Below are 18,170 nucleotides of genomic sequence, written 5' to 3'. Positions count from 1 at the left end.
GACGATGTCCGATCCACGATCACCAACGCCGGAGACACATTTCCGCCGAGGCATCAGGTATGCCGGCGGTCTGGTTGCAATTGGAGGGATCTATTTCGCGCTGGCAAAAGGCGGCCTCGCTCTCGCCTCCATTCATCCCAGTGCCACGCCAATTTGGCCACCAACGGGTTTCGCGCTGGCGGCGGTGCTGTTGTGGGGATATCGAACCTGGCCCGCAATTTTTGCGGCTGCGGTGATCGCCAATGCGACGACCGCCGGCTCGGTTGCCACCGCAATTGCGATTGCGACCGGTAACTCTCTTGAAGCGGTCGTTGGCGCTTACCTGATCAATCGATGGTCAAGCGGATGTGATACGTTTTCGAGGCCAGATTCTGTCGCGAAGTTTGCTCTGATTTGCTTCGTGATCGCGACACCGATCAGCGCGAGCATTGGACTGACCAGCCTGGCAACCGCCGGGTACATCGAACGAGCGAATTTCGCGAACGCCTGGGTCACATGGTGGCTGGGAGATGTGACCGGCGCGCTGGTCATTGCGCCCGTTATCGTGCTTTGGGCGTCAAGCCACTCCTATGCCTTCAACCGCAATGAATTTCTGGAGACGGCCGGCGTCCTCGTAACAGCGGCGGCTGTTGGACTCATTGCTTTCAGCCCCCTGATCGAGCAAACGCCGAGCCGGGATCCGCTGGGTTTTCTGGCGATCCTGCCAATGTTGTGGGCGGCGCTGCGCCGCGGTCCACGTGACACCGCAACGGTTGCGCTGGTGCTTGCGGGCATCACGATTTGGGGGACGTTCACGGGCGGCGGCCCCTTCACGACCGCGGATCTCAACGTTTCATTCCTGCTGGTGTTGATGTTCTTGATCAGTATTACCGTTCCAAGCTTGTTATTGAGCGCCGACGTCGAGGTGCGCAAGAAAGCCGAGGAACGTCTGCGCCGCGCGCAGATCAATCTCGAACAGAAGGTTGCAGAGCGCACGCAACAGCTGGAGCTCGCCAATGCAGCACAATCGCGCTTTTTTGCAATGGCAAGCCATGATTTGCGGCAACCGCTCCATGCGCTGGGGCTGTTCGTTGCGCAGTTGCGCATGCCGCTCAAATCGGGAGAAAGGACAAGGACGATCGAGCAGATCGATGCAACGCGAAAAGAAATGGATGAAATGTTCAATTCGCTGCTGGATATTTCCAGGCTCGATGCCGGGATCCTTACATCCAAAATAACCGAATTCCCGATCGGGCGCCTGTTGCAAAAAATCGAGATGGCGTTTGATCAGGCAACGCGAGAAAAAGGCTTGCGTCTACGCGTCAGGCGAAATGACGCCTGGGTGCGGAGCGACGCCATGCTGCTCGAACGCATACTGCTCAATCTGGCATCCAATGCTGTGCGATATACATTGCGGGGCGGGATCATCGTCGGATGCCGTCGGCGCGGTGCAATGTTGCGTATTGAGGTATGGGATACCGGCCCCGGCATTCCTGAGGATCAGAAGCAGAATATATTCGGCGAGTTTGTTCAACTTCCCGCCCCAGAACGAAACCGGTATGGCGGCCTGGGACTCGGCTTGGCTATTGTCGACAGGCTTTGCGTACTTCTCAACCATCAAGTCGACTTGGCTTCGACTGTGGGCCGAGGTTCGCGATTCGCAATCCTGGTTCCGATGGCCGAGGAATGCGTCACGTCCGAGGAGCCAGTCGAACAACCTCATCCTGCGGCCTTTGCGGTCGAAGGAAAGGTAATTCTTGTTATTGCCGATGCTCCAGTTGTGCTGGAGGTAACGGGCGGATTGCTTGGCAATTGGGGATACTCCGTCCTTACCGCCGGATCGGACGAGGCTGCACTTACCCGACTTGCAGAGCGCCAACAACGCCCCGATCTTATCGTCTCGGATTACCACCTTGCGAGCGGAAAGACGGGGATCCAAGTTATTGAACAAATCAATGCGGCGTTTGGCTCATCGATTCCAGCCATCCTCGTCAGCGGCGATACGGCACCTGAACCGTTACGTGACGCCAAGGATCGAGGATACATTTTGCTGCACAAGCCTGTCGACCCAATGCAGCTCCGCGCTGTCATGCACGAGTTTTTCAGGGATCATGACGACAGGAGAGACACCGGGGCGGCGTCATGACTGGGATTTCGGCGACAATTCCCAGCCCATTTTTCCTACCTTTATTACTGCCTCGGTGCGGCTCGTTACGCTGAGCGCCTTGAGAACGACAGTGATGTGGTTCTTCACTGTCGGCACTGCCATATTGAGGGTCCTGGCAATGGTCTTGTTGCTTTTTCCCTTCATCAGGAGCGCAAGCACTTCAATCTGCCGATCGGTCAAACCCAGACCCTTAGGAGAGTCGCGCGTCGCTGGCTTGCTTGTAGGCCGCGGAGACGTTGTTCCCTCAAGAATCTCCGAGGGAATGTAAATACCGCCGGAGAACACTAACTCGATAGCGTTGAGCATGACCTCACGTTCGGTAGTTTTCGTGATGAAACCCAGAGCGCCAAGTTTGAAAGCGCGCTTGACTGTATCTTGATCATCCGAGGACGAGAGCATGATGATAGCAATGGTCGCATAGCGGTCACGGAGTTCGCGGAGGACAGAGAATCCATCTCGATCAGGTAAATTGATATCAAGCAAAATGAGGTTGATGTCGGGATTTTCCTCGACGATGTGCATTGCCTGATCGCCGTTCGAAGCTTCAAATATGGCGGCTTCTCGCTTCAGTTGCTTCAGGACAGCGTGCAACGCGTCGCGAATTAATGCATGATCGTCGACAATAAGAACTTTCATGAAAAGCTCTCCGTTTCCCATTGCACGGAGATCCATTGAAAAAATCATACACCCGCCTTCGGGTCTCTGGCGAGGAAGAAGACTGGCTCCGAAACCGTCCTCCGTCCCAGGCCGTTAGGCACTCAAGGTAGAAGCCGAATGCCGCTGTGTGCTGAAATAGAAAGCACCGGTAGGCGCACGGTACTTTGATCCTAGGACCTAGGAAGCTCTCTGTGTGGGCCTCTGGCTGATTGACGCGCTGTGCCGGTGAATGATGATCGTCAAAGACGGCGCCAGGAGGTTCTACCAAGCGCCGCCATATGATCGTTATCGCGATAGCTTTCGTCGCTAGGTTCAGCGTCGTTACGATCCGGCCGTGCGGCGGCGTTTGTTGTCAGATCGGATCCTCTTGAAGCGTGCTCGCATGCAGGACGGGCAATCAGATGCATGATCGAACTGCCACCCTGAAGCCATTGGCAGGCGCGCTGCCGGAGCTGGAAGACTACGGCCGCGATCTGCGCATTGATGCCTGCCGCGGCATCGCGCTCTGGTGGATCTTTCTAGACCATGTCCCCAACAACATCGGGAGCTGGGTGACGTTGCGCAACTACGGCTTCAGCGATGCCGCGGAAGTGTTCATGTTCATATCGGGTCTGACCTGCGCACTGGCCTACGGCAAGGCCCGGTCGAGCGGGGGCTGGACCGGCTTGATCGGCCGGACGCTGTGGCGAAGCTGGGATATCTATGTCGCATTTCTGCTGCTCACGCTCGCCTGCGCCATCATGGTTCACCTCGCAGGCAGTGGCCGTCTTGCCGACGAGAGCAATACGCGTATTCTGTTGGAACAGCCCGGCGTGACGCTCGCACACGCGGCGATCCTGCAATACCGCCCCGTCAACACCGACGTCTTGCCACTCTTCGTGCTTTATCACCTGTTGTTCGCGCCACTGCTGTGGCTGCTGCTGCGGGCGCCGAACGCAACGCTCGGCACGTCGCTGTTGCTTTACGCACTGGTGCACGTCTTCGGCTGGTCCATTCCGGCATGGCCGAGCAGCCACTGGTACTTCAATCCGCTGGCCTGGCAGCTGCCTTTTGTGCTTGGCGCGTGGTGGATCATCGAGGGCAAGAGATTCCGGCCGGGGGTGACCTCACGCGCCGCGCTTGTGGCTGCCGTTCTCTATCTGGTGTTCAGCCTCATCATCGCATTGAGCTGGAGCATCAAACCGCTGGAAGCGCTGATCCCGCAGGCGCTGGTGGCGCTGCTCTACCCGATGGACAAGTCGAATCTCGATCCATTGCGACTGCTGCATTTTTTTGCCCTTGCGGTTCTGGTGGTATGGTTCGTGCCTCGCAATTGGCGAGGGCTGACGACGGCGGTGATGCGCGGCGCCACACGCTGTGGCCAGAATTCGCTGCCAATCTACTGCCTCGGCGTTCTGCTGACGCTCGCCAGCCACCTGGCGCTGCTCCACATCTCGGAGGGGTTGCCGATGCAGATCGCGCTCAGTGTTGGTGGCGTCCTGGTGATGATCGTGGCCGCGACGCTGCTGAACTTGATCAAGATCAAACCGAGCCAGCAGCCGCACGCGAAGCCCGCCGACATGCCCGTCGAGCAGCCAGCCAAGTTTGCGCTGGTCATCAATCTCAAGACAGCCAAGGCGCTCGGCGTTGACATTCCGCCCACTGTTCGCCCGGGCCGACGGGGTGATCGAATAAAGATGCTGTTTGCTCCGGTGCGCGAGTCCGACTGCGGCGCTGATTCAGTGCCAGCAATCGCGCACGCTTTCGGATCACCAGCGAAAAACGTGGGTCAGGATGTGAATTAGAGACTGTGGAGCCTGCCCCTTATTCTTCCGGCCATCGTACAGGAGCCTAGGCCATGACTTCCCACCCAAGGACCCACAAGGGAGCGGTGCTGATCGCGGCGTACGTGATGTTTTTCTGCGTAGCAGCATTACTGTCGGTCAACCTGACATCACCCACCAGCGCCGCGCTCGGCGCTGACTGGCAGTGCAGCCGGTTTGCGCTCGTATTGACGACCTGCAACCCGGTCCGTGCACACGAGACGGTTTCCACTGACGTGCGAAAACGGACCTAGTAGCGAGCGCTATAAACCTTCGTATTGTTCCGCGACACCTTGAGATACCCGACGTTTACCTACGTCCAATTGAGCCGCCGATCGCGATCAGTTAGCTAGGGGGTGCGGTAGCGCTCCTCGCGCTATCGCTGCCCTCCTTGGGCGTTTCCTCCCTAGACTCGGGCCGCTTGCGCCAACGCAGGCGGCCTTTCTTTTTGTGCATGCCGTTACATCCGCAACAATTCCCCGCCAGCACAGATTCCAATCCACAACCCGGCCGTGGTGCTACGAGCGTCCTGATTCAGGAGTGCACACCCTAATTCGGAAACTCGATCATCGCCTCGCCGGTCGCGACCCTTTCGCCCGCCTGGTTGCGCACCATGACGTCGATCAGCACCCAGCGCGAGTTCTTGGTCACCTGCTTCGACTTGATGATGCCGGTCGGCTGGATGGTGTCGCCGGGCTTCACCGGCTTGACCCATCTTGTTTCGAGGCGACGGTGGATGGCGCCGGCCGGATAGGCCCAGTCGGTCAGCATTCGCGAGATCACCCGAAATTGTTCATGCCGTGCATGATGATGCCGCCGGGGCGCGAGGACAAAATGGTCCGTCGTCACGGTCCAACATAGCGCCGTTAATGCTGTGACTTTACCTCCGCTTTCAGCGGCATAGCAGACATGGTCAGACCTGCCGCTGGTTCACCCCTTTAGCGATGAACCAAGGCAGACATCGGCCTCCTCAGTTTTCATCAGGGGATGAGTGCCAATTCTCACAGCTGCTGGCCGCAAAGTGGTAGGCCTAACCTTGGTCTAGGCTGTTCTCCGGGGGAGACGCGTGAGTTCATCACCGTTCTTGGACGCGGAGGGGGAGAGGGACTATAATCGAACCTTCCAACTGCGGCGCAACTTAGCCGAGCAAACCGCCTCTGGAAATGGCTCAGGCAAGATTGTTCGACCTTTCGTCCCAAGACCTGAAGGTCACAACCAGTGAGAATGACGCCATCGCTGTGCCAGCATCACAAGAGTCGAAGGGGTCGATCAAAACCTATACGTGGCGTAAAGGTAGGTGAAGTCTACATCTCGGCCCCCCGCCATTTGCATGACCCTGGCGGGATCGAAGTGGACGTAGCCGAGACCGGTCTCGACATGACGATCCACCTGCCAGGCGAGATCGATAGAAAATTGACTGCCGGTGAATCTGCCGGGTTGGCCTGCCGTTCCGGCCACGGGGACGCCGGCCCCGGTATAAATCGCGTCGACGGTGGTGGCGCGCCACAGAAAGCCATAGCCCAGCGTCAGCTGGAGCTTCTCCATCGGAGTGAAAGACAAGCTCGGCTGCAGGTTCATGACATTCGAGGGCCCAAGGATTGCAGCTTGGTTGAAATATGCCAGCTTTGGGAAGAGTGCGTTCAAGGTCCCCAGCGTGGCGTCGTGCAAATTCTGGTCTCCGCTCCCGATATCGGCTTTCAACCCAAGCCGGACTTTCCAGCCTGCAGGGTCAAACGTGTACCCCGTGTCGGTCGAGACACCCCAAGCTCGGATATTTTGATCCGCGAAAGTCCCGAACTGGCCAAGTACCTCCCAATCCCAGTCCCACCCCCCAGCCGAGCCGAAGAAGCGTGAGCCGATGGTTTGTCGTCGTTCCTCCCCCCGCCCCGCTGCGAAGAGCGCCTGTTTATTTTCGAACCCCAGATAGTAGAGGTCGTGCTTCCCACCAGAAACGAAGCTCGCCGGTGTCGTGGCGTAGACGCCCCAGAAAGCCTGCCTCTGATCCGAGGGATCGTCGAAGATGCCGGCCTGATGCTGAACGGGGCGCGTGACGAAGGCGTCGACGCTGACGCCCTCAATGGCGCCACTCAGACGCGCTCCATCAAAGCTGCGGCGTACGTTCGGGGCATCCCGGATCGCAACCAGGCGCTGTGAGCCGTACGCCATCTCCTGGCGCCCTAGACGGAGAATCGGGTCCCGGTCGGCACTGAACGGCAGTCGAAAATCGACAAACGCCTGCTGAAAATCGAGCCGGTCGAGATAAGGAGGCGCTGCGGCGTCCTTCCAGGGGGCAAGATGATTGCCGACCTGAACGAACGCGCGAAAGTAGTCGCTCGCGTGCAAGTCGGCGTGCAAGAGAAGTCGGTGTAAGAGATAGCTGTTCGGCCCTTGACCCTGTAACCCAAGATTCGGGTGCGAGTAGAATTCGAAGCGCTCGCGGAGTTCGCCGCCGAGGCTGAGATACCAAGCAGGATCCGAACCCATGGGGATATATTTGATCGGGTCCCAGATGTCCGTGCGCTTGGTCGGATCCTGGAGATATCTGTAATCTTCCTCGAAGCGGAAAAGCTTGTAGGGGGGTGGCATATCCTGTTTCGGCGGTTGCTGCGCATAAGCGATCGAGGCAGAGCCCAGAACGAGCAAGCAGCAGGGTAGTTGTAGTGCTTGACGACCGTCCATGTCAGTCTCCTTGGCACTCGATTTTCCCCGATCTGTCGTGCGCAGAGATCCTAACCGCCGATGATCTCCAGCACAGCCTCAGCGCTAAAAACTTTCGCCTGCGTCTCGCTGAAGCCAGTCCGCAGGCTTGCGACCATCGGCCCTCCTAGTTCTATGCAAGGCGGGCCAGCATGTGCGCAAATTCGATCTGCTCCACATTCCTCGCGCCGTTCGCATTGAATTCCTGAATGTGAGCTCCCTCAGTGTGATGCTTGTGCTGAGCCTCGGGTGACGCCCAATGCTCTACGAACACGAAGCGGCGGGGATCGCTTTGGTCAACGAAGAGTTCGTAGCGGAGATTGCCCTCCTCACTCCGTGAAGGCTCGACGACGGCGATCAGATCACGCCGCAATTCATCTTCCTTTCCCGCTTTCGCGTGCAGCGCAACCACCATGAACAATTCGCTCATGTTTGAGGTCCCTCTTTCTGCTGGACAGCACATTGGCCGAAATGGCATCCCGGCTTTCACTGCCGGGATGCCATAACCGGTTTGTCATGCCGCACGGTCATACGAGAACTGGATGCCTGCGGTGCCCCCGGTTTCGATAAACAGGTTCATGAAGGCGGGGACCGTCTCCTTACGCGACCAGTCACGCTGCAACTCGCAGAAGAGTTGCGGTACGCTGATCATCTTGCCACCCGCCTGCTCGATCCGCCGCAGCGCCGCCTCGTGAGCCATGACGGATGTGCCCCCGACCGCGTCAGCGACGACATAGACCTCATAGTTTTCAGCCAGCGCGTCGATTGCGGGAAAAGTCAGGCAGGCTTCCGTCCAGAGAGCCGTCATGATCAGTTTTTTCCGTCCCGTTGCCTGCACCGCCTGACGAAATTCGACGTCTTCCCACGAGTTGATCGTGGTCCGGTCGATGGTCGGGATCCCCTTCAGCGCCTGTTGAACCTGCGAGATAGGCGGCTTGTTGAGCCCGGTCTTTACGTTCACCGTCGAATGAACGATCGGCAATTTGTAAGCGACGGCCGCCTTACACGCACCAACGACGTTATTGATGAGGAGCTGCCGGTCCATCGATGCAATCGAGTTCACCTGAACCGGCTGATAGTCGATGATGATGAAGGCAGAGTTCTGTGGCGTTAACAACCGATCCTTGGCGGGATCGCGAATGGTTTCACTGGTCATCTTGTCCTCCTTCAATGCTCGCGTCTACGGCCAGACGTCTGTCCGAATGTTGGGCGGTTGCGAGCCCAATCCGCCCGGTGAAAGTGCTCCAATCAACGCGCCCTGACGGCGGCTCGCCAGGGCGCCAGTTCATTTAGGCTGCGCGCTGCGAATCCAGCTGTTCGTGGTCCACGGCGACCTGTTGAGCCTTTGTGTAGCTTTCGATCAGCAGCTGATAGGGCGGGAAGATCTTCGTGTAGACCTCGGCCCATTCTTTGGCGTCGTCGCGGTGCCATGTCTTCTGCAACTCCGAAGCGACCGCAGCGGTGTCCATCGGCACGACGCCGGCCTGGACAACACGCATCAGCGTGATCTCTTCCGCCACTTCGAATAGGTCCCCGAGGCATCGACCACAGCGAACACTCTGTAGCCCTCGTGCACCGCGGCGATCGACGGGAACGCCATGCAAACACTGGTGATGGTGCCGGCGATGATCAGTGTCTTGCGGCCGGTGGCCTTGACCGCTGCGACGAAGTCCGGATTATCCCAGGCGTTGATTTCGCCTTTGCGCGCCACGTATTTGGCGTGCGGCGCATTCTCATGAATTTCAGGGATCAGCGGCCCATTCGGCCCCTGCGGCACCGAAGCCGTGGTGATCACCGGCATCTTGCACAATGTCGCCATTTTTGCGAGCGCCGCAGCACGCAAGCGCAATTCCGGAAACGGCATGTCGCCAACAGTTTGAAAGAGGCCACTCTGGTGGTCGATCAGCAACATAGCGGAATCATCCGGATCTATGACCGGTCGTTTGCCTTCGAAGTTGGCAGGACTTGCAATCGTGCTCATGACTTTCCTCCTTGGTTACAGGTCATTTTGCCCATGAGAGTCTCACGCTGCTGCGCGAGCCGAGCCGAAGGGCCGGCAGGCAGGGTCGGACTTCGGAATGGCTTAGACGTCGGCGCGGATCGCGCCAAACCTCCCGCTCTGAAAGTCGGCTATCGCACGCCTGATTTCGTCCTCGGTGTTCATGACGAAGGGGCCATACATGACGACCGGCTCGTCAATCGGCTCGCCGCTCAGGATCAAGACCGTCGCATCACTGGTGGCTTCCAGAGTCACATCGCCACCCCTTTGGTCAAGCAGCACGAAATGCGCCTCACTCGCGCTCTCGCTTCCATTGACGAGAACCGTGCCACGCAACACCGCCATGCCGACGGTGTGCCCCTCCGGCAAGGCAAGAGCTGTCCTGCCGCCCTGGCCCAGCCGCAAATCCCAGACGTTGATCGGCGTGAAAGTCCGCGCCGGTCCCCGGCTGCCCTGATACTCGCCTGCGATCACCCTAAGCCGACCCGCACTATTTGGCAAAGCCAAAGCAGGAATGTCTCGGTCGAAGAGCGTCTGGTAGCCCGGCTCAGCGTCTTTATCCTTGGCGGGCAGATTTACCCAGAGTTGGACCATCTCCAACGTCCCACCCTTGCGCGTAAACTCTTGCGAATGGAACTCCTCATGCAGGATGCCGGACGCCGCCGTCATCCACTGCACGTCACCCGGCCCGATCACGCCGCCTTTGCCCGTCGAATCGCGGTGCTCAACCTCGCCCTGATAGACGATGGTGACCGTCTCGAATCCGCGATGCGGGTGCTCCCCTACGCCGCGCGGCTTTTGCGCAGGCAAAAACTCCGCCGGGCCGGCATAGTCCAACAGAAGGAATGGGTTCACATGCTGGCCGTGGCTCGCGTTCGAGAACATCGATCGCACTGGAAAGCCGTCGCCCACCCAGTGCGGATTGGGACTTGCATAAACTCCGAGAATTTTTCGCATAGGAACCCTCCGTCCAAGGTTTCGAGCGCTCGTTTCCTTGCGATAGAGGATAGGAGCGCGACAAACCCTCGAATAGCCGGCATAATCGAGTCGCTATGTCCTATTGGGGGGACAATGGGCAACGATGCAGGACCTCAACGATCTCTATTTCTTCGCTCAGGTGGTTGAGCATAACGGCTTCGCAGCGGCGGCGCGGGCGCTCGGCATGCCGCGCTCAAGGCTCAGCCGGCGCATCGGCCTGCTCGAGGACCGTCTCGGCGTCCGTCTGCTGCAGCGATCGACGCGTCGTTTCACTGTCACGGAGATAGGCCTGGAATATTACCGCCATTGTGTCGCCATGCTGGTTGAAGCCGAGGCGGCGCAGGACGCGATCGAAAGAGCGCGCGCCGAGCCGAGGGGAATCGTTCGGTTAAGCTGTCCGTCATCGGTGCTTTATTTTCAGGTCGGTGACATGGTGGCGCGGTTTATGGCGTCGTGCCCGAACGTCGAAGTCCATCTTGAAGCCATCAATCGACCGGTCGATGTGATCCGCGAAGGATTCGACATCGCGATCCGGGTACGCTTCCCGCCACTGGAGGAAAGCGACCTTGTCATGAAGGTGCTTGCAGAGAGCACGCAACGCCTGCTGGCCAGCCCCGCGGTGATGAAGGACCTTTCCAGGCCGCTTGTGCCAGCCGATCTCAGCAAGCTTCCGACTCTTGCCTGGGGTCCGCCGCAACAACAAAAAGACTACGACTGGGTACTGGATGGGCCGAACGGAGCCACGGCCCGGATTCCTCACCAACCTCGCTTGATAACGGAGGACATGGTTACCCTGCGCCTAGCGGCCCTGCACGGCGTGGGCGTGGTACAATTACCGACCATGATGGTGACAAAAGACCTTTCCGACGGAACATTGATCGACGTGTTGCCGGGATGGTCCCCTCAGGCGGGCATCATCCATGCCATCTTCCCGTCGCGCCGGGGTCTGCTTCCCTCAGTTCGTGCGCTCCTGGATTTTGTGGCAGCTGAATATGCGATCCTGAGCCGAGCGGAGAGACAGCAGCAGCAGCAATGGTGAGGATCTTCTCTACCGATTCGTCGCCACCGCCTCTCGTTGCTGAGATCGGCGACTGGAAGGCGCGTTGGGACGCGGCGTGGCTGCTTGGATTGGGTTGGGGCCGAAGCAACACACCACCCGGCGGCAAGGACAACAGCACCACCAAGGGCGATCGATATTTGCGATGGCTGCTTGTGGCACAAAGCGGACATGGTGAACGCCAGCGCGGATGTCCGCTTCCAGAACATGGTGGACCTCGGAAGCCGCCCGCCCAGCAGTTGATGGGTTCACGTCCTGATCTCATCCCGCCTAATTCGGAAACTCGATCATCGCCTCGCCGGTCGCGACCTTTTCGCCCGCCTGGTTGCGCACCATGACGTCGATCAGCACCCAGCGCGAGTTCTTGGTCACCTGCTTGGATTTGACGATTCCGGTCGGCTGGATGGTGTCGCCGGGCTTCACCGGCTTGACCCACCGGGTTTCCAGCCGGCGGTGGATGGCGCCGGCGGGATAGGCCCAGTCGGTCAGCATCCGGGAAATCAGCCCGAAATTGTTCATGCCGTGCATGATGATGCCGCCGAAATTGGTCTTGCCGAAATTGCCCTTCATGTAGTCGTCGTCGAGATGCAGCGGGTTGTAGTCGAGCGAGGCATCGCAAAACAGCCGGATCGATTCGCGTGACACCGCGAATTTCGGGCCATCGATGCTGTCGCCGGCGTTCAGGTTTTCGAAGCTGGTGGTCATGACGCTCTCCGCTCATTCGGGCCGGATGGTCCAGCCGCGGCCGGAACAGATCACGTCGCCATGCTGGTTGAAGAAGACGTTGTCGTGCACCACGAACAGCCGCTCGCGCTTGATGAACTTGTCGAGCGCGCGGGCCTGCAATGTGATGACGTCGTTCGGCCGCGCCGGAATGTTGTAGCTCCAGGATTGCCCGGCATTGACGGTGCCAGGTGAGCGCATCCAGTCGTCCGCCGGCGTACAGGAAAACATCAGCAGGATGTGGATCGAGGGCGGCGCGATCAGTCCACCATAGCGAGTGGTCTTGGCGTAGGCCTCGTCAAAATAGATCGGGTGATCCTCGCCGACCGATCTGCAGTACAGCTCGATTGCCTCCCTGGTCAGCGTGTAGGGGATGGTCTTGCGCGGCTCGCCGGGCACGATGTCGTCCCAGGCCTTGCGCAGATTGGCGTCTTTCCAGAAATCGGTCTCGAAGGCTTGCCCCGGCGCCATGCCATCCTCCCTGTTTTTCCGCGATCTCGGTTCTGCCGCCTTGCGGAATTTGTTATATAGTATAATCAATTTTCCGGACCGAAAAATCAAGCCGCCGGGAACCCCAAATGGCCAAGCTCACATTGCCCAATATCGACGACGTCGTGGCGATCGACATCCACACCCACGCCGAAGAGCCCTGCGGCATGCATGGCGACGACGGCTATGACGATTTCCAGGCGCAGATGGCCGACTATTTCAAGTCGCCGCACAAGCACCCGCCCACGGTTCCGGAAACCGCGGCCTATTACCGCTCCAAGAAGATCGCCGCCGTGATCTTCCCGGTCGACGCCGAGCGCGAAACCGGTTTCCGCCGCTACAACAATTACGAGATGCTGGAGGTCGCCTCCGACCATCTCGACGTCCTGATCCCCTTCGTGTCCATCGATCCCCACAAGGGCAAGCTCGGCGTGCGCGAAGCGCGCAAGCTGATCGAGGAATACGGCGTCCGCGGCTTCAAATTCCACCCGACCATGCAGGGCTTCTATGCCAACGACCGCATGGCCTATCCGCTCTATGAGGCGATCAACGAGGGCGGCGCGATCGCGCTGTTCCACACCGGCCAGACCGGCGTCGGCTCTGGCATGCCCGGCGGCATGGGGATGCGGCTGAAATATTCCAACCCGATGTACATGGACGACGTCGCGGCGGATTTTCCCGACCTGAAGATCATCCTCGCCCACCCGTCATTCCCCTGGCAGGAAGAGGCGCTGTCGGTGGCGACCCACAAGCCGAACGTCTATATCGACCTCTCCGGCTGGTCGCCGAAGTATTTCCCGCCGATCCTGGTGCGCTACATCAACTCGATCCTGCAGGACAAGATGCTGTTCGGCTCCGATTGGCCTGTGATCACGCCGGACCGCTGGCTGGCGGATTTTGCCAAGCTCGACATCCGCGACGAGATCCGGCCCAAGGTCCTGAAGGCCAACGCACGGAAGATTTTGGGTATATAACGAGGCGTTCGCTTCGCAGGCGGACGGTTGAACAAGATGGTGGCCAGTGACCCAACTTGCCAAAATCGCCGTCCTCGTCACCGCGATCTCGACGGCAGGCATCGTTCAATGCTTCGCGGCTGAATCGCCGCCGATTGCCGTCGAGATCGAGAGCCCGCTCGCCAGCTCCCATCCGCTGCAGGGTTACCTGCGGCAAACAAGCAGCGCGGGCCCGTCGCCTGCCGTCGTCTTGCTGCATAGCTGCAATGGAAATTGGGGACGGCTGGACCAGCGCTGGGGTAAGCGGATCGCCTCCTGGGGCTATGTGACGCTCACCGTCGACAGCCTCGGCCCGCGCGGCCTGAAGCACTGCGGCGAACATCCCCCGCAGGATCTGATCCTGGATGGCTACCGGGCCCTGAAGTTTCTGGCGCGCCATCCATTGGTCGATCCTGCGCGGATTGCGGTGCTGGGTTTTGCGAACGGCGGCCGGGTGGCTCTCACGTCCGTCGAGCATGGCTTCCTGGAACAGGCTTCGCCAAACAAGTTTCATGCTGCCATCGCGTTCTATCCGCCCTGCCGTCATTTCAAGGGCGGCATGACGGTGCCGACGCTGATCCTGATCGGCGAGCGCGATGACGTGACCCCTGCCGAAGAGTGCCGCAAAATGGTAGACGGCCGTGACGCCTGGGGCATATCAAGGCAGAAGGATCAGGGCGCGCCGATCAAACTCATCATCTATCCCGACGCCTATCACGGCTTCGACGTACCCAGCGTCGCGATACCGGCCGAGCTTTCGGGGCGCCATCTCGAATTCAACCAGATTGCAACAGACCAATCGATCGTCGCGCTCCGCGAATTTCTCGACGCAACGATTGGCAGAAGAGAGTAAGTCACGTGACTATCAAAGCCGTCGTGTTCGATGCCTATGGTACGCTCTATGATGTCCAGTCGGTGGCGTCAGTTACCGAACAGGCGTTTCCCGGTTACGGCGAAATCATCACCCAAGTCTGGCGGATCAAGCAGCTGGAATATACCTGGCTGCGCTCGCTGATGCGGCGCTATGAGGATTTCTCTGATGTGACGCGGGAATCCCTGGCCTACACGCTGCGCTGCCTCGGCCTGAAATACGACAAGGCTGATTTCGCCGGGATCATGGACAAGTACCTGCATCTCGATCTCTATCCCGATGCGCTTGCCTCGCTCGCTGCGATGAGGGACAAGAAGCTTGCCATTCTCTCCAACGGCAGCCCGGACATGCTGGGCGCGCTGGTGAAGAACAGTGGCCTCGACCGCGTGCTCGATGCCACCATCAGCATCGACGCCAATAAGATATTCAAACCTAGCCCGGACGCCTACGCCTTGATCGAAAGCACCCTTCATATCCCGCCGCACGAGGTCCTGTTCATCTCCTCGAACCCGTGGGACGCCTGCGGCGCCAAGGCGTTCGGGCTCAACGTCGCCTGGATCGAGCGGGTGACGCCGGAAGCGATGGCGCTGGCCTGTCTTGAAAGCGAGACGATGCCGCCCTTGACGATGTTCAAGATATTGCGCACCCAGATGGACGAGTTCGGCGTTGCGCCCGATCATCGCATCCATGGTCTCGCCGAGCTTCCCGCCTTGGTGTCTGCCCAAAGGTCCTGAAATGAGTCTTGCCTCCGTTCGCGCCTTCTTCGCCGAGAAGGCGCCCGACATTGCGGTGATCGAATCATCGATGAGTTCAGCGACCGTGGCGCTGGCGGCCGAGGCCTATGGTGTCGAGCCGGCGCGGATCGCCAAAACGCTTTCCTTGCGGATCGGCGAACGCGTGGTGCTGATCGTGGCGGCCGGCACCTCGCGGATGGACAACAAGAAGGTGAAGGCGCTGTTCGGGGGCAAGCCGAAGATGCTGGGGCTCGACGAGGTCGCGGAGATCACCGGCCATGAAGTCGGCGGCGTCTGTCCGTTCGGACTGAAGACGCCGCTGCCGGTCTATTGCGATGTGTCGCTAAAGGCGTTCGATATCGTGGTTCCGGCGGCGGGCTCGACGCACAGCGCGGTGCGCATCACACCCGCGCGCATGGCCGAACTGACCTCGGCCGAATGGGTCGATGTCTGTGAGGTCAGAACCGAAAGCGAAGCGACGGCCTAATCGTCGTCGTCTTGATAGTAGGGTCTCTCTTGATAGGGCCTCGGCGGCAGCGGCTGGGGCTGTACCAGTGGTACTGCACGGCCGCGCGGCGCCATTTGCGGTTGCGGCCCCCGTCCGCCTGGTTGCGCATTCGCCTGCGATTCGAATACGGCGCGGCAGTTGTTCGAGAGCTGCGGCGTATTCTGCCGCAAACACGCCACGATCCGGCTGACATCCGGAACCTGATCGCTGCAGAGACGCCAGACGTCTGGCGTGCAGGCCATCTGTTGTTCCCAAGTTCCCCTGTATTCCTGGGCGAATGCGGTTGATTGCAGGGCGCCAACGCTTCCGATCGCGAGGGCAAGGCTGAGCACGATGCGTGGCGCGGCCGGGTCCGCTCGTTTCATGTCCGGTCCTTTCATTCGAGTGGTGTGGCGATGCGGGTTCCAACTCGCACCGCTCCCAAAACTCTCCAATGAATGCGGCCACCCAACGTTCGCTCAGACAAAAAAATGTGAATGGAGTTCCCTACTCCACCTTGCCGATCTTCTTCACCGCGGCGACCAGCCGCGCGCTGTCGTCGGCGACGAATTTTGCAAATTCCGGCGCGTCCATGTAGGCGACCGGACTGCCCGCGGTTTCGAAAGTCTTGATCACCTCGGGCGCCTTGACCGCCTGCGCCATCGCGCCGCGCAGCTGCGTCATGATCGGCGCCGGCAACGCGCTCTGCGCGAACAGACCCGCCCAGATGTAGAACTCGACGTCCTTGTAGCCGAGCTCCTGGAAGGTCGGCAGATCGGGAAAGCTTGCAATGCGCGCGGCGCCCCAATTCGCCAGCACGCGCATCTTGCCGTCATCGACCTGCTGCTTCAGCGTACCCGGCGCCGAGGCCACCGCCTGCACCGTGCCGCTGAGCAGCGCGGTCAACGCGGGCGCGGCGCCGCGAAACGGCACGTGCAGCAGTTTGATGCCGGCGCTCGCCGCGAACATTTCCATCGCGATATGGAGCGTGCCATAGGGGCCCGACGAGCCGTAAGGGATCTGGCCGGGGCGCCTTTTGGCGTCATCGACGAAATCCTGCAGCGTCTTCCATGGCGCGGAGGCCGGCACCGCCAGCAGCGTGGGGTCGGCCAGCACGCGCGCGACCGGCGCGAATTGCGATACTTCGTAGGCCACGGGGCGGTCGAATAGCCGGTCGGCTTCCGGCAGCACCGCCAGCGACGACAGCGTCATCAACAATGTGTAGCCGTCGGGTTCGGCGCGCGCCGCCGCCGCATTGCCGACCGAACCACCGCCGCCACCGGCGCGGTTGTCGACCAGCACAGGCTTGCCGAGGATTCTTTCAAGCGCCTGCGCCACCGGCCGCGCCGCCAGATCAGCCTGCCCGCCCGGCGGAAACGGCACGATCATGGTGATGTTGCGTGACGGATAGGCAGCTTGCGCAAACGCCGCATGCGAGAGCGCGGTTTGCGCCAGCGGCAGCAGCGCGGCGGCTTTGAGGAGTTCGCGTCGGTTCATAGGCATTTCCCCCGGAGTTTTTGTTTTGGTTGTTGGAGGTAGCCTAGCCTAAACTCGATCCCATGGGCAAAGGCCCCGTTCGTCGCGCCGCCTCAGGACGCTTTCCTCTTCCCCTTGGCGAAATGCTTCATCAGAAACTCTGCCAGCACCTCGACGCGGGCGGGGCGCGGGCCGCCGGGGGGCGTCACCAGATGCACCGCGCCTTCCGGCTGCTTCCAGCCCTTGAGGATCACCTCGACTTCGCCGGAGGCGATGGCGTCGCCGACGATGAAGTCGGGCAGATCGGCGATACCGAGCCCGGCAATCACCGACGGCAGCACCGCCTCGCCATTGTTGACGCGCAGCTGGCCGGCCGGGCGCACGCTGGCCTGCTCGCCAGCGGCGTTGGTGTAGTGCCAGACGCCGGGCGTCGAGAGATAGGCGTAGCCGAAGCATTTGTGCTGGGACAGATGCATCGGATGCGTCGGCCGGCCGTGGCGCTTGAGATAGGACGGCGCGGCCACCGTGTAGCGCGGCATCGCGCACAGCCGCCGCGCGATCAGCGAGGAATCCGGCAACCGCGCGATGCGCAGGCCGGCATCAAAGCCCTCGCCGATCAGATCCACCGTCGCGTCGCTTAAGTGCAGGTCGATCGAGACTTCCGGATATCGCTCGAGGAATTCCGGCAATAGCGGCGCTACTGATTTCACGCCGAACGTCATCGGCACCGCGAGCCGCACCAGCCCGCGCGGCGCCGTCGATTGTGACAGCGCCTCGTTCTCGGCCGCCTCGCCGTCGACCAGGAGCTGCGTCGCACGCTCGGCCAGCTTTTGTCCGGCGTCGGTGAGCGCCAGCCGCCGAGAGGTGCGGTTGAACAGCCGCGCGCCGAGCCGTTGTTCGAGCCGGCTTACCGCCTTCGATACCGTGGCCTTGGACAGCGCGAGCTCGGTTGCCGCTGATGCAAACGACCGCAGTTCCACGACCTTCGCAAAAATCGCGAGCGCTTCGAAATCCGGGAGTTTCGGCATTCGGCCGCCTGTCGGATGTGATTGGTCGGGCCTC

21 protein-coding genes are annotated in these 18,170 nt (G+C 60.3%); 8 read left to right on the top strand and 13 right to left on the bottom strand.

Annotated elements, in window-relative coordinates:
• Positions 1-4 precede the first annotated feature (4 nt).
• On the top strand, positions 5-2,125 hold the full coding sequence (locus JQ558_RS03925; RefSeq protein WP_212292946.1) for an MASE1 domain-containing protein: 2,121 nt from the start codon (positions 5-7) through the stop codon (positions 2,123-2,125).
• On the opposite strand, the gene JQ558_RS03920 is transcribed toward JQ558_RS03925, so the two are convergent.
• Positions 2,120-2,782, bottom strand: a complete 663-nt coding sequence (locus JQ558_RS03920; protein ID WP_212209597.1) for a response regulator transcription factor — start codon at positions 2,780-2,782, stop codon at positions 2,120-2,122. The two genes, JQ558_RS03925 and JQ558_RS03920, sit on opposite strands and share 6 nt — an antisense overlap.
• Before the next feature lie 452 nt (positions 2,783-3,234).
• On the opposite strand from JQ558_RS03920, the gene opgC reads away from it, so the two are divergent.
• The gene (gene opgC / locus JQ558_RS03915; RefSeq protein WP_249142336.1) at positions 3,235-4,587 is read left to right on the top strand and encodes an OpgC domain-containing protein; all 1,353 of its coding nucleotides are present in this window, start codon (positions 3,235-3,237) and stop codon (positions 4,585-4,587) included.
• A gap of 53 nt (positions 4,588-4,640) precedes the next feature.
• The gene (locus JQ558_RS03910) at positions 4,641-4,859 is read left to right on the top strand and encodes a hypothetical protein (protein WP_212292945.1); all 219 of its coding nucleotides are present in this window, start codon (positions 4,641-4,643) and stop codon (positions 4,857-4,859) included.
• Positions 4,860-5,154: 295 nt separating this feature from the next.
• On the opposite strand, the gene JQ558_RS03905 is transcribed toward JQ558_RS03910, so the two are convergent.
• The 7 genes from JQ558_RS03905 to JQ558_RS03880 form a co-directional block, all read right to left on the bottom strand.
• Complete coding sequence (locus JQ558_RS03905; RefSeq protein WP_249142335.1) at positions 5,155-5,376, bottom strand: MaoC family dehydratase; 222 nt, start codon at positions 5,374-5,376, stop codon at positions 5,155-5,157.
• 498 nt (positions 5,377-5,874) lie between these two features.
• The gene (locus tag JQ558_RS03900; protein WP_212292944.1) at positions 5,875-7,284 is read right to left on the bottom strand and encodes an alginate export family protein; all 1,410 of its coding nucleotides are present in this window, start codon (positions 7,282-7,284) and stop codon (positions 5,875-5,877) included.
• A gap of 151 nt (positions 7,285-7,435) precedes the next feature.
• Complete coding sequence (locus tag JQ558_RS03895; protein ID WP_212209592.1) at positions 7,436-7,732, bottom strand: putative quinol monooxygenase; 297 nt, start codon at positions 7,730-7,732, stop codon at positions 7,436-7,438.
• Positions 7,733-7,816: 84 nt separating this feature from the next.
• Positions 7,817-8,458 carry a hydrolase gene (locus JQ558_RS03890; protein ID WP_212209591.1) on the bottom strand — a complete coding sequence of 214 codons (642 nt, stop codon included), beginning with the start codon at positions 8,456-8,458 and terminating at the stop codon, positions 7,817-7,819.
• A gap of 133 nt (positions 8,459-8,591) precedes the next feature.
• The gene (locus JQ558_RS37090; RefSeq protein ID WP_249142334.1) at positions 8,592-8,801 is read right to left on the bottom strand and encodes a hypothetical protein; all 210 of its coding nucleotides are present in this window, start codon (positions 8,799-8,801) and stop codon (positions 8,592-8,594) included.
• Positions 8,801-9,283 carry an isochorismatase family protein gene (locus JQ558_RS03885; protein ID WP_249142333.1) on the bottom strand — a complete coding sequence of 161 codons (483 nt, stop codon included), beginning with the start codon at positions 9,281-9,283 and terminating at the stop codon, positions 8,801-8,803. The genes JQ558_RS37090 and JQ558_RS03885 overlap by 1 nt, the downstream gene beginning before the upstream one ends.
• 102 nt (positions 9,284-9,385) lie before the next feature.
• On the bottom strand, positions 9,386-10,258 hold the full coding sequence (locus JQ558_RS03880) for a pirin family protein (protein ID WP_212292943.1): 873 nt from the start codon (positions 10,256-10,258) through the stop codon (positions 9,386-9,388).
• Positions 10,259-10,382: 124 nt separating this feature from the next.
• Here JQ558_RS03880 and JQ558_RS03875 point away from each other — a divergent pair, with 124 nt between their 5' ends.
• Positions 10,383-11,318 carry a LysR family transcriptional regulator gene (locus tag JQ558_RS03875; protein ID WP_212209589.1) on the top strand — a complete coding sequence of 312 codons (936 nt, stop codon included), beginning with the start codon at positions 10,383-10,385 and terminating at the stop codon, positions 11,316-11,318.
• Between the two features lie 288 nt (positions 11,319-11,606).
• Here JQ558_RS03875 and JQ558_RS03870 read toward each other — a convergent pair whose 3' ends face one another.
• Together JQ558_RS03870 and JQ558_RS03865 are read right to left on the bottom strand one after the other, a co-directional pair.
• Positions 11,607-12,041, bottom strand: coding sequence for a MaoC family dehydratase (locus tag JQ558_RS03870; protein ID WP_212292942.1), 435 nt, complete (start codon positions 12,039-12,041; stop codon positions 11,607-11,609).
• A gap of 12 nt (positions 12,042-12,053) precedes the next feature.
• Positions 12,054-12,530 (bottom strand): MaoC family dehydratase, encoded by a 477-nt coding sequence (locus JQ558_RS03865; protein ID WP_212292941.1) that lies wholly within the window; start codon positions 12,528-12,530, stop codon positions 12,054-12,056.
• Between the two features lie 107 nt (positions 12,531-12,637).
• On the opposite strand from JQ558_RS03865, the gene JQ558_RS03860 reads away from it, so the two are divergent.
• From JQ558_RS03860 to JQ558_RS03845, 4 genes are read left to right on the top strand one after another with little or no spacing between them, the layout of a single operon-like run.
• Positions 12,638-13,522 carry an amidohydrolase family protein gene (locus tag JQ558_RS03860; protein ID WP_212036908.1) on the top strand — a complete coding sequence of 295 codons (885 nt, stop codon included), beginning with the start codon at positions 12,638-12,640 and terminating at the stop codon, positions 13,520-13,522.
• 46 nt (positions 13,523-13,568) lie between these two features.
• Positions 13,569-14,393, top strand: a complete 825-nt coding sequence (locus JQ558_RS03855) for a dienelactone hydrolase family protein (RefSeq protein ID WP_212292940.1) — start codon at positions 13,569-13,571, stop codon at positions 14,391-14,393.
• Between the two features lie 5 nt (positions 14,394-14,398).
• Positions 14,399-15,145, top strand: coding sequence for a haloacid dehalogenase type II (locus JQ558_RS03850; RefSeq protein WP_212292939.1), 747 nt, complete (start codon positions 14,399-14,401; stop codon positions 15,143-15,145).
• 1 nt (position 15,146) lies between these two features.
• The gene (locus JQ558_RS03845; RefSeq protein WP_212209584.1) at positions 15,147-15,632 is read left to right on the top strand and encodes a YbaK/EbsC family protein; all 486 of its coding nucleotides are present in this window, start codon (positions 15,147-15,149) and stop codon (positions 15,630-15,632) included.
• Here JQ558_RS03845 and JQ558_RS03840 read toward each other — a convergent pair.
• From JQ558_RS03840 to JQ558_RS03830, 3 genes are all read right to left on the bottom strand, one after another.
• Positions 15,629-16,018 carry a hypothetical protein gene (locus tag JQ558_RS03840; RefSeq protein WP_212292938.1) on the bottom strand — a complete coding sequence of 130 codons (390 nt, stop codon included), beginning with the start codon at positions 16,016-16,018 and terminating at the stop codon, positions 15,629-15,631. The genes JQ558_RS03845 and JQ558_RS03840 overlap by 4 nt on opposite strands.
• Positions 16,019-16,139: 121 nt before the next feature.
• Complete coding sequence (locus tag JQ558_RS03835; protein ID WP_212292937.1) at positions 16,140-17,129, bottom strand: tripartite tricarboxylate transporter substrate binding protein; 990 nt, start codon at positions 17,127-17,129, stop codon at positions 16,140-16,142.
• Between the two features lie 92 nt (positions 17,130-17,221).
• Complete coding sequence (locus JQ558_RS03830; protein WP_212209581.1) at positions 17,222-18,136, bottom strand: LysR family transcriptional regulator; 915 nt, start codon at positions 18,134-18,136, stop codon at positions 17,222-17,224.
• Positions 18,137-18,170 lie beyond the last annotated feature (34 nt).

Origin of the sequence: Bradyrhizobium sp. AUGA SZCCT0160, assembly GCF_018130105.1 — a bacterium.
In the GTDB taxonomy this organism is placed as follows: domain Bacteria; phylum Pseudomonadota; class Alphaproteobacteria; order Rhizobiales; family Xanthobacteraceae; genus Bradyrhizobium.
This window is presented reverse-complemented; position numbering and strand designations above follow the sequence as displayed.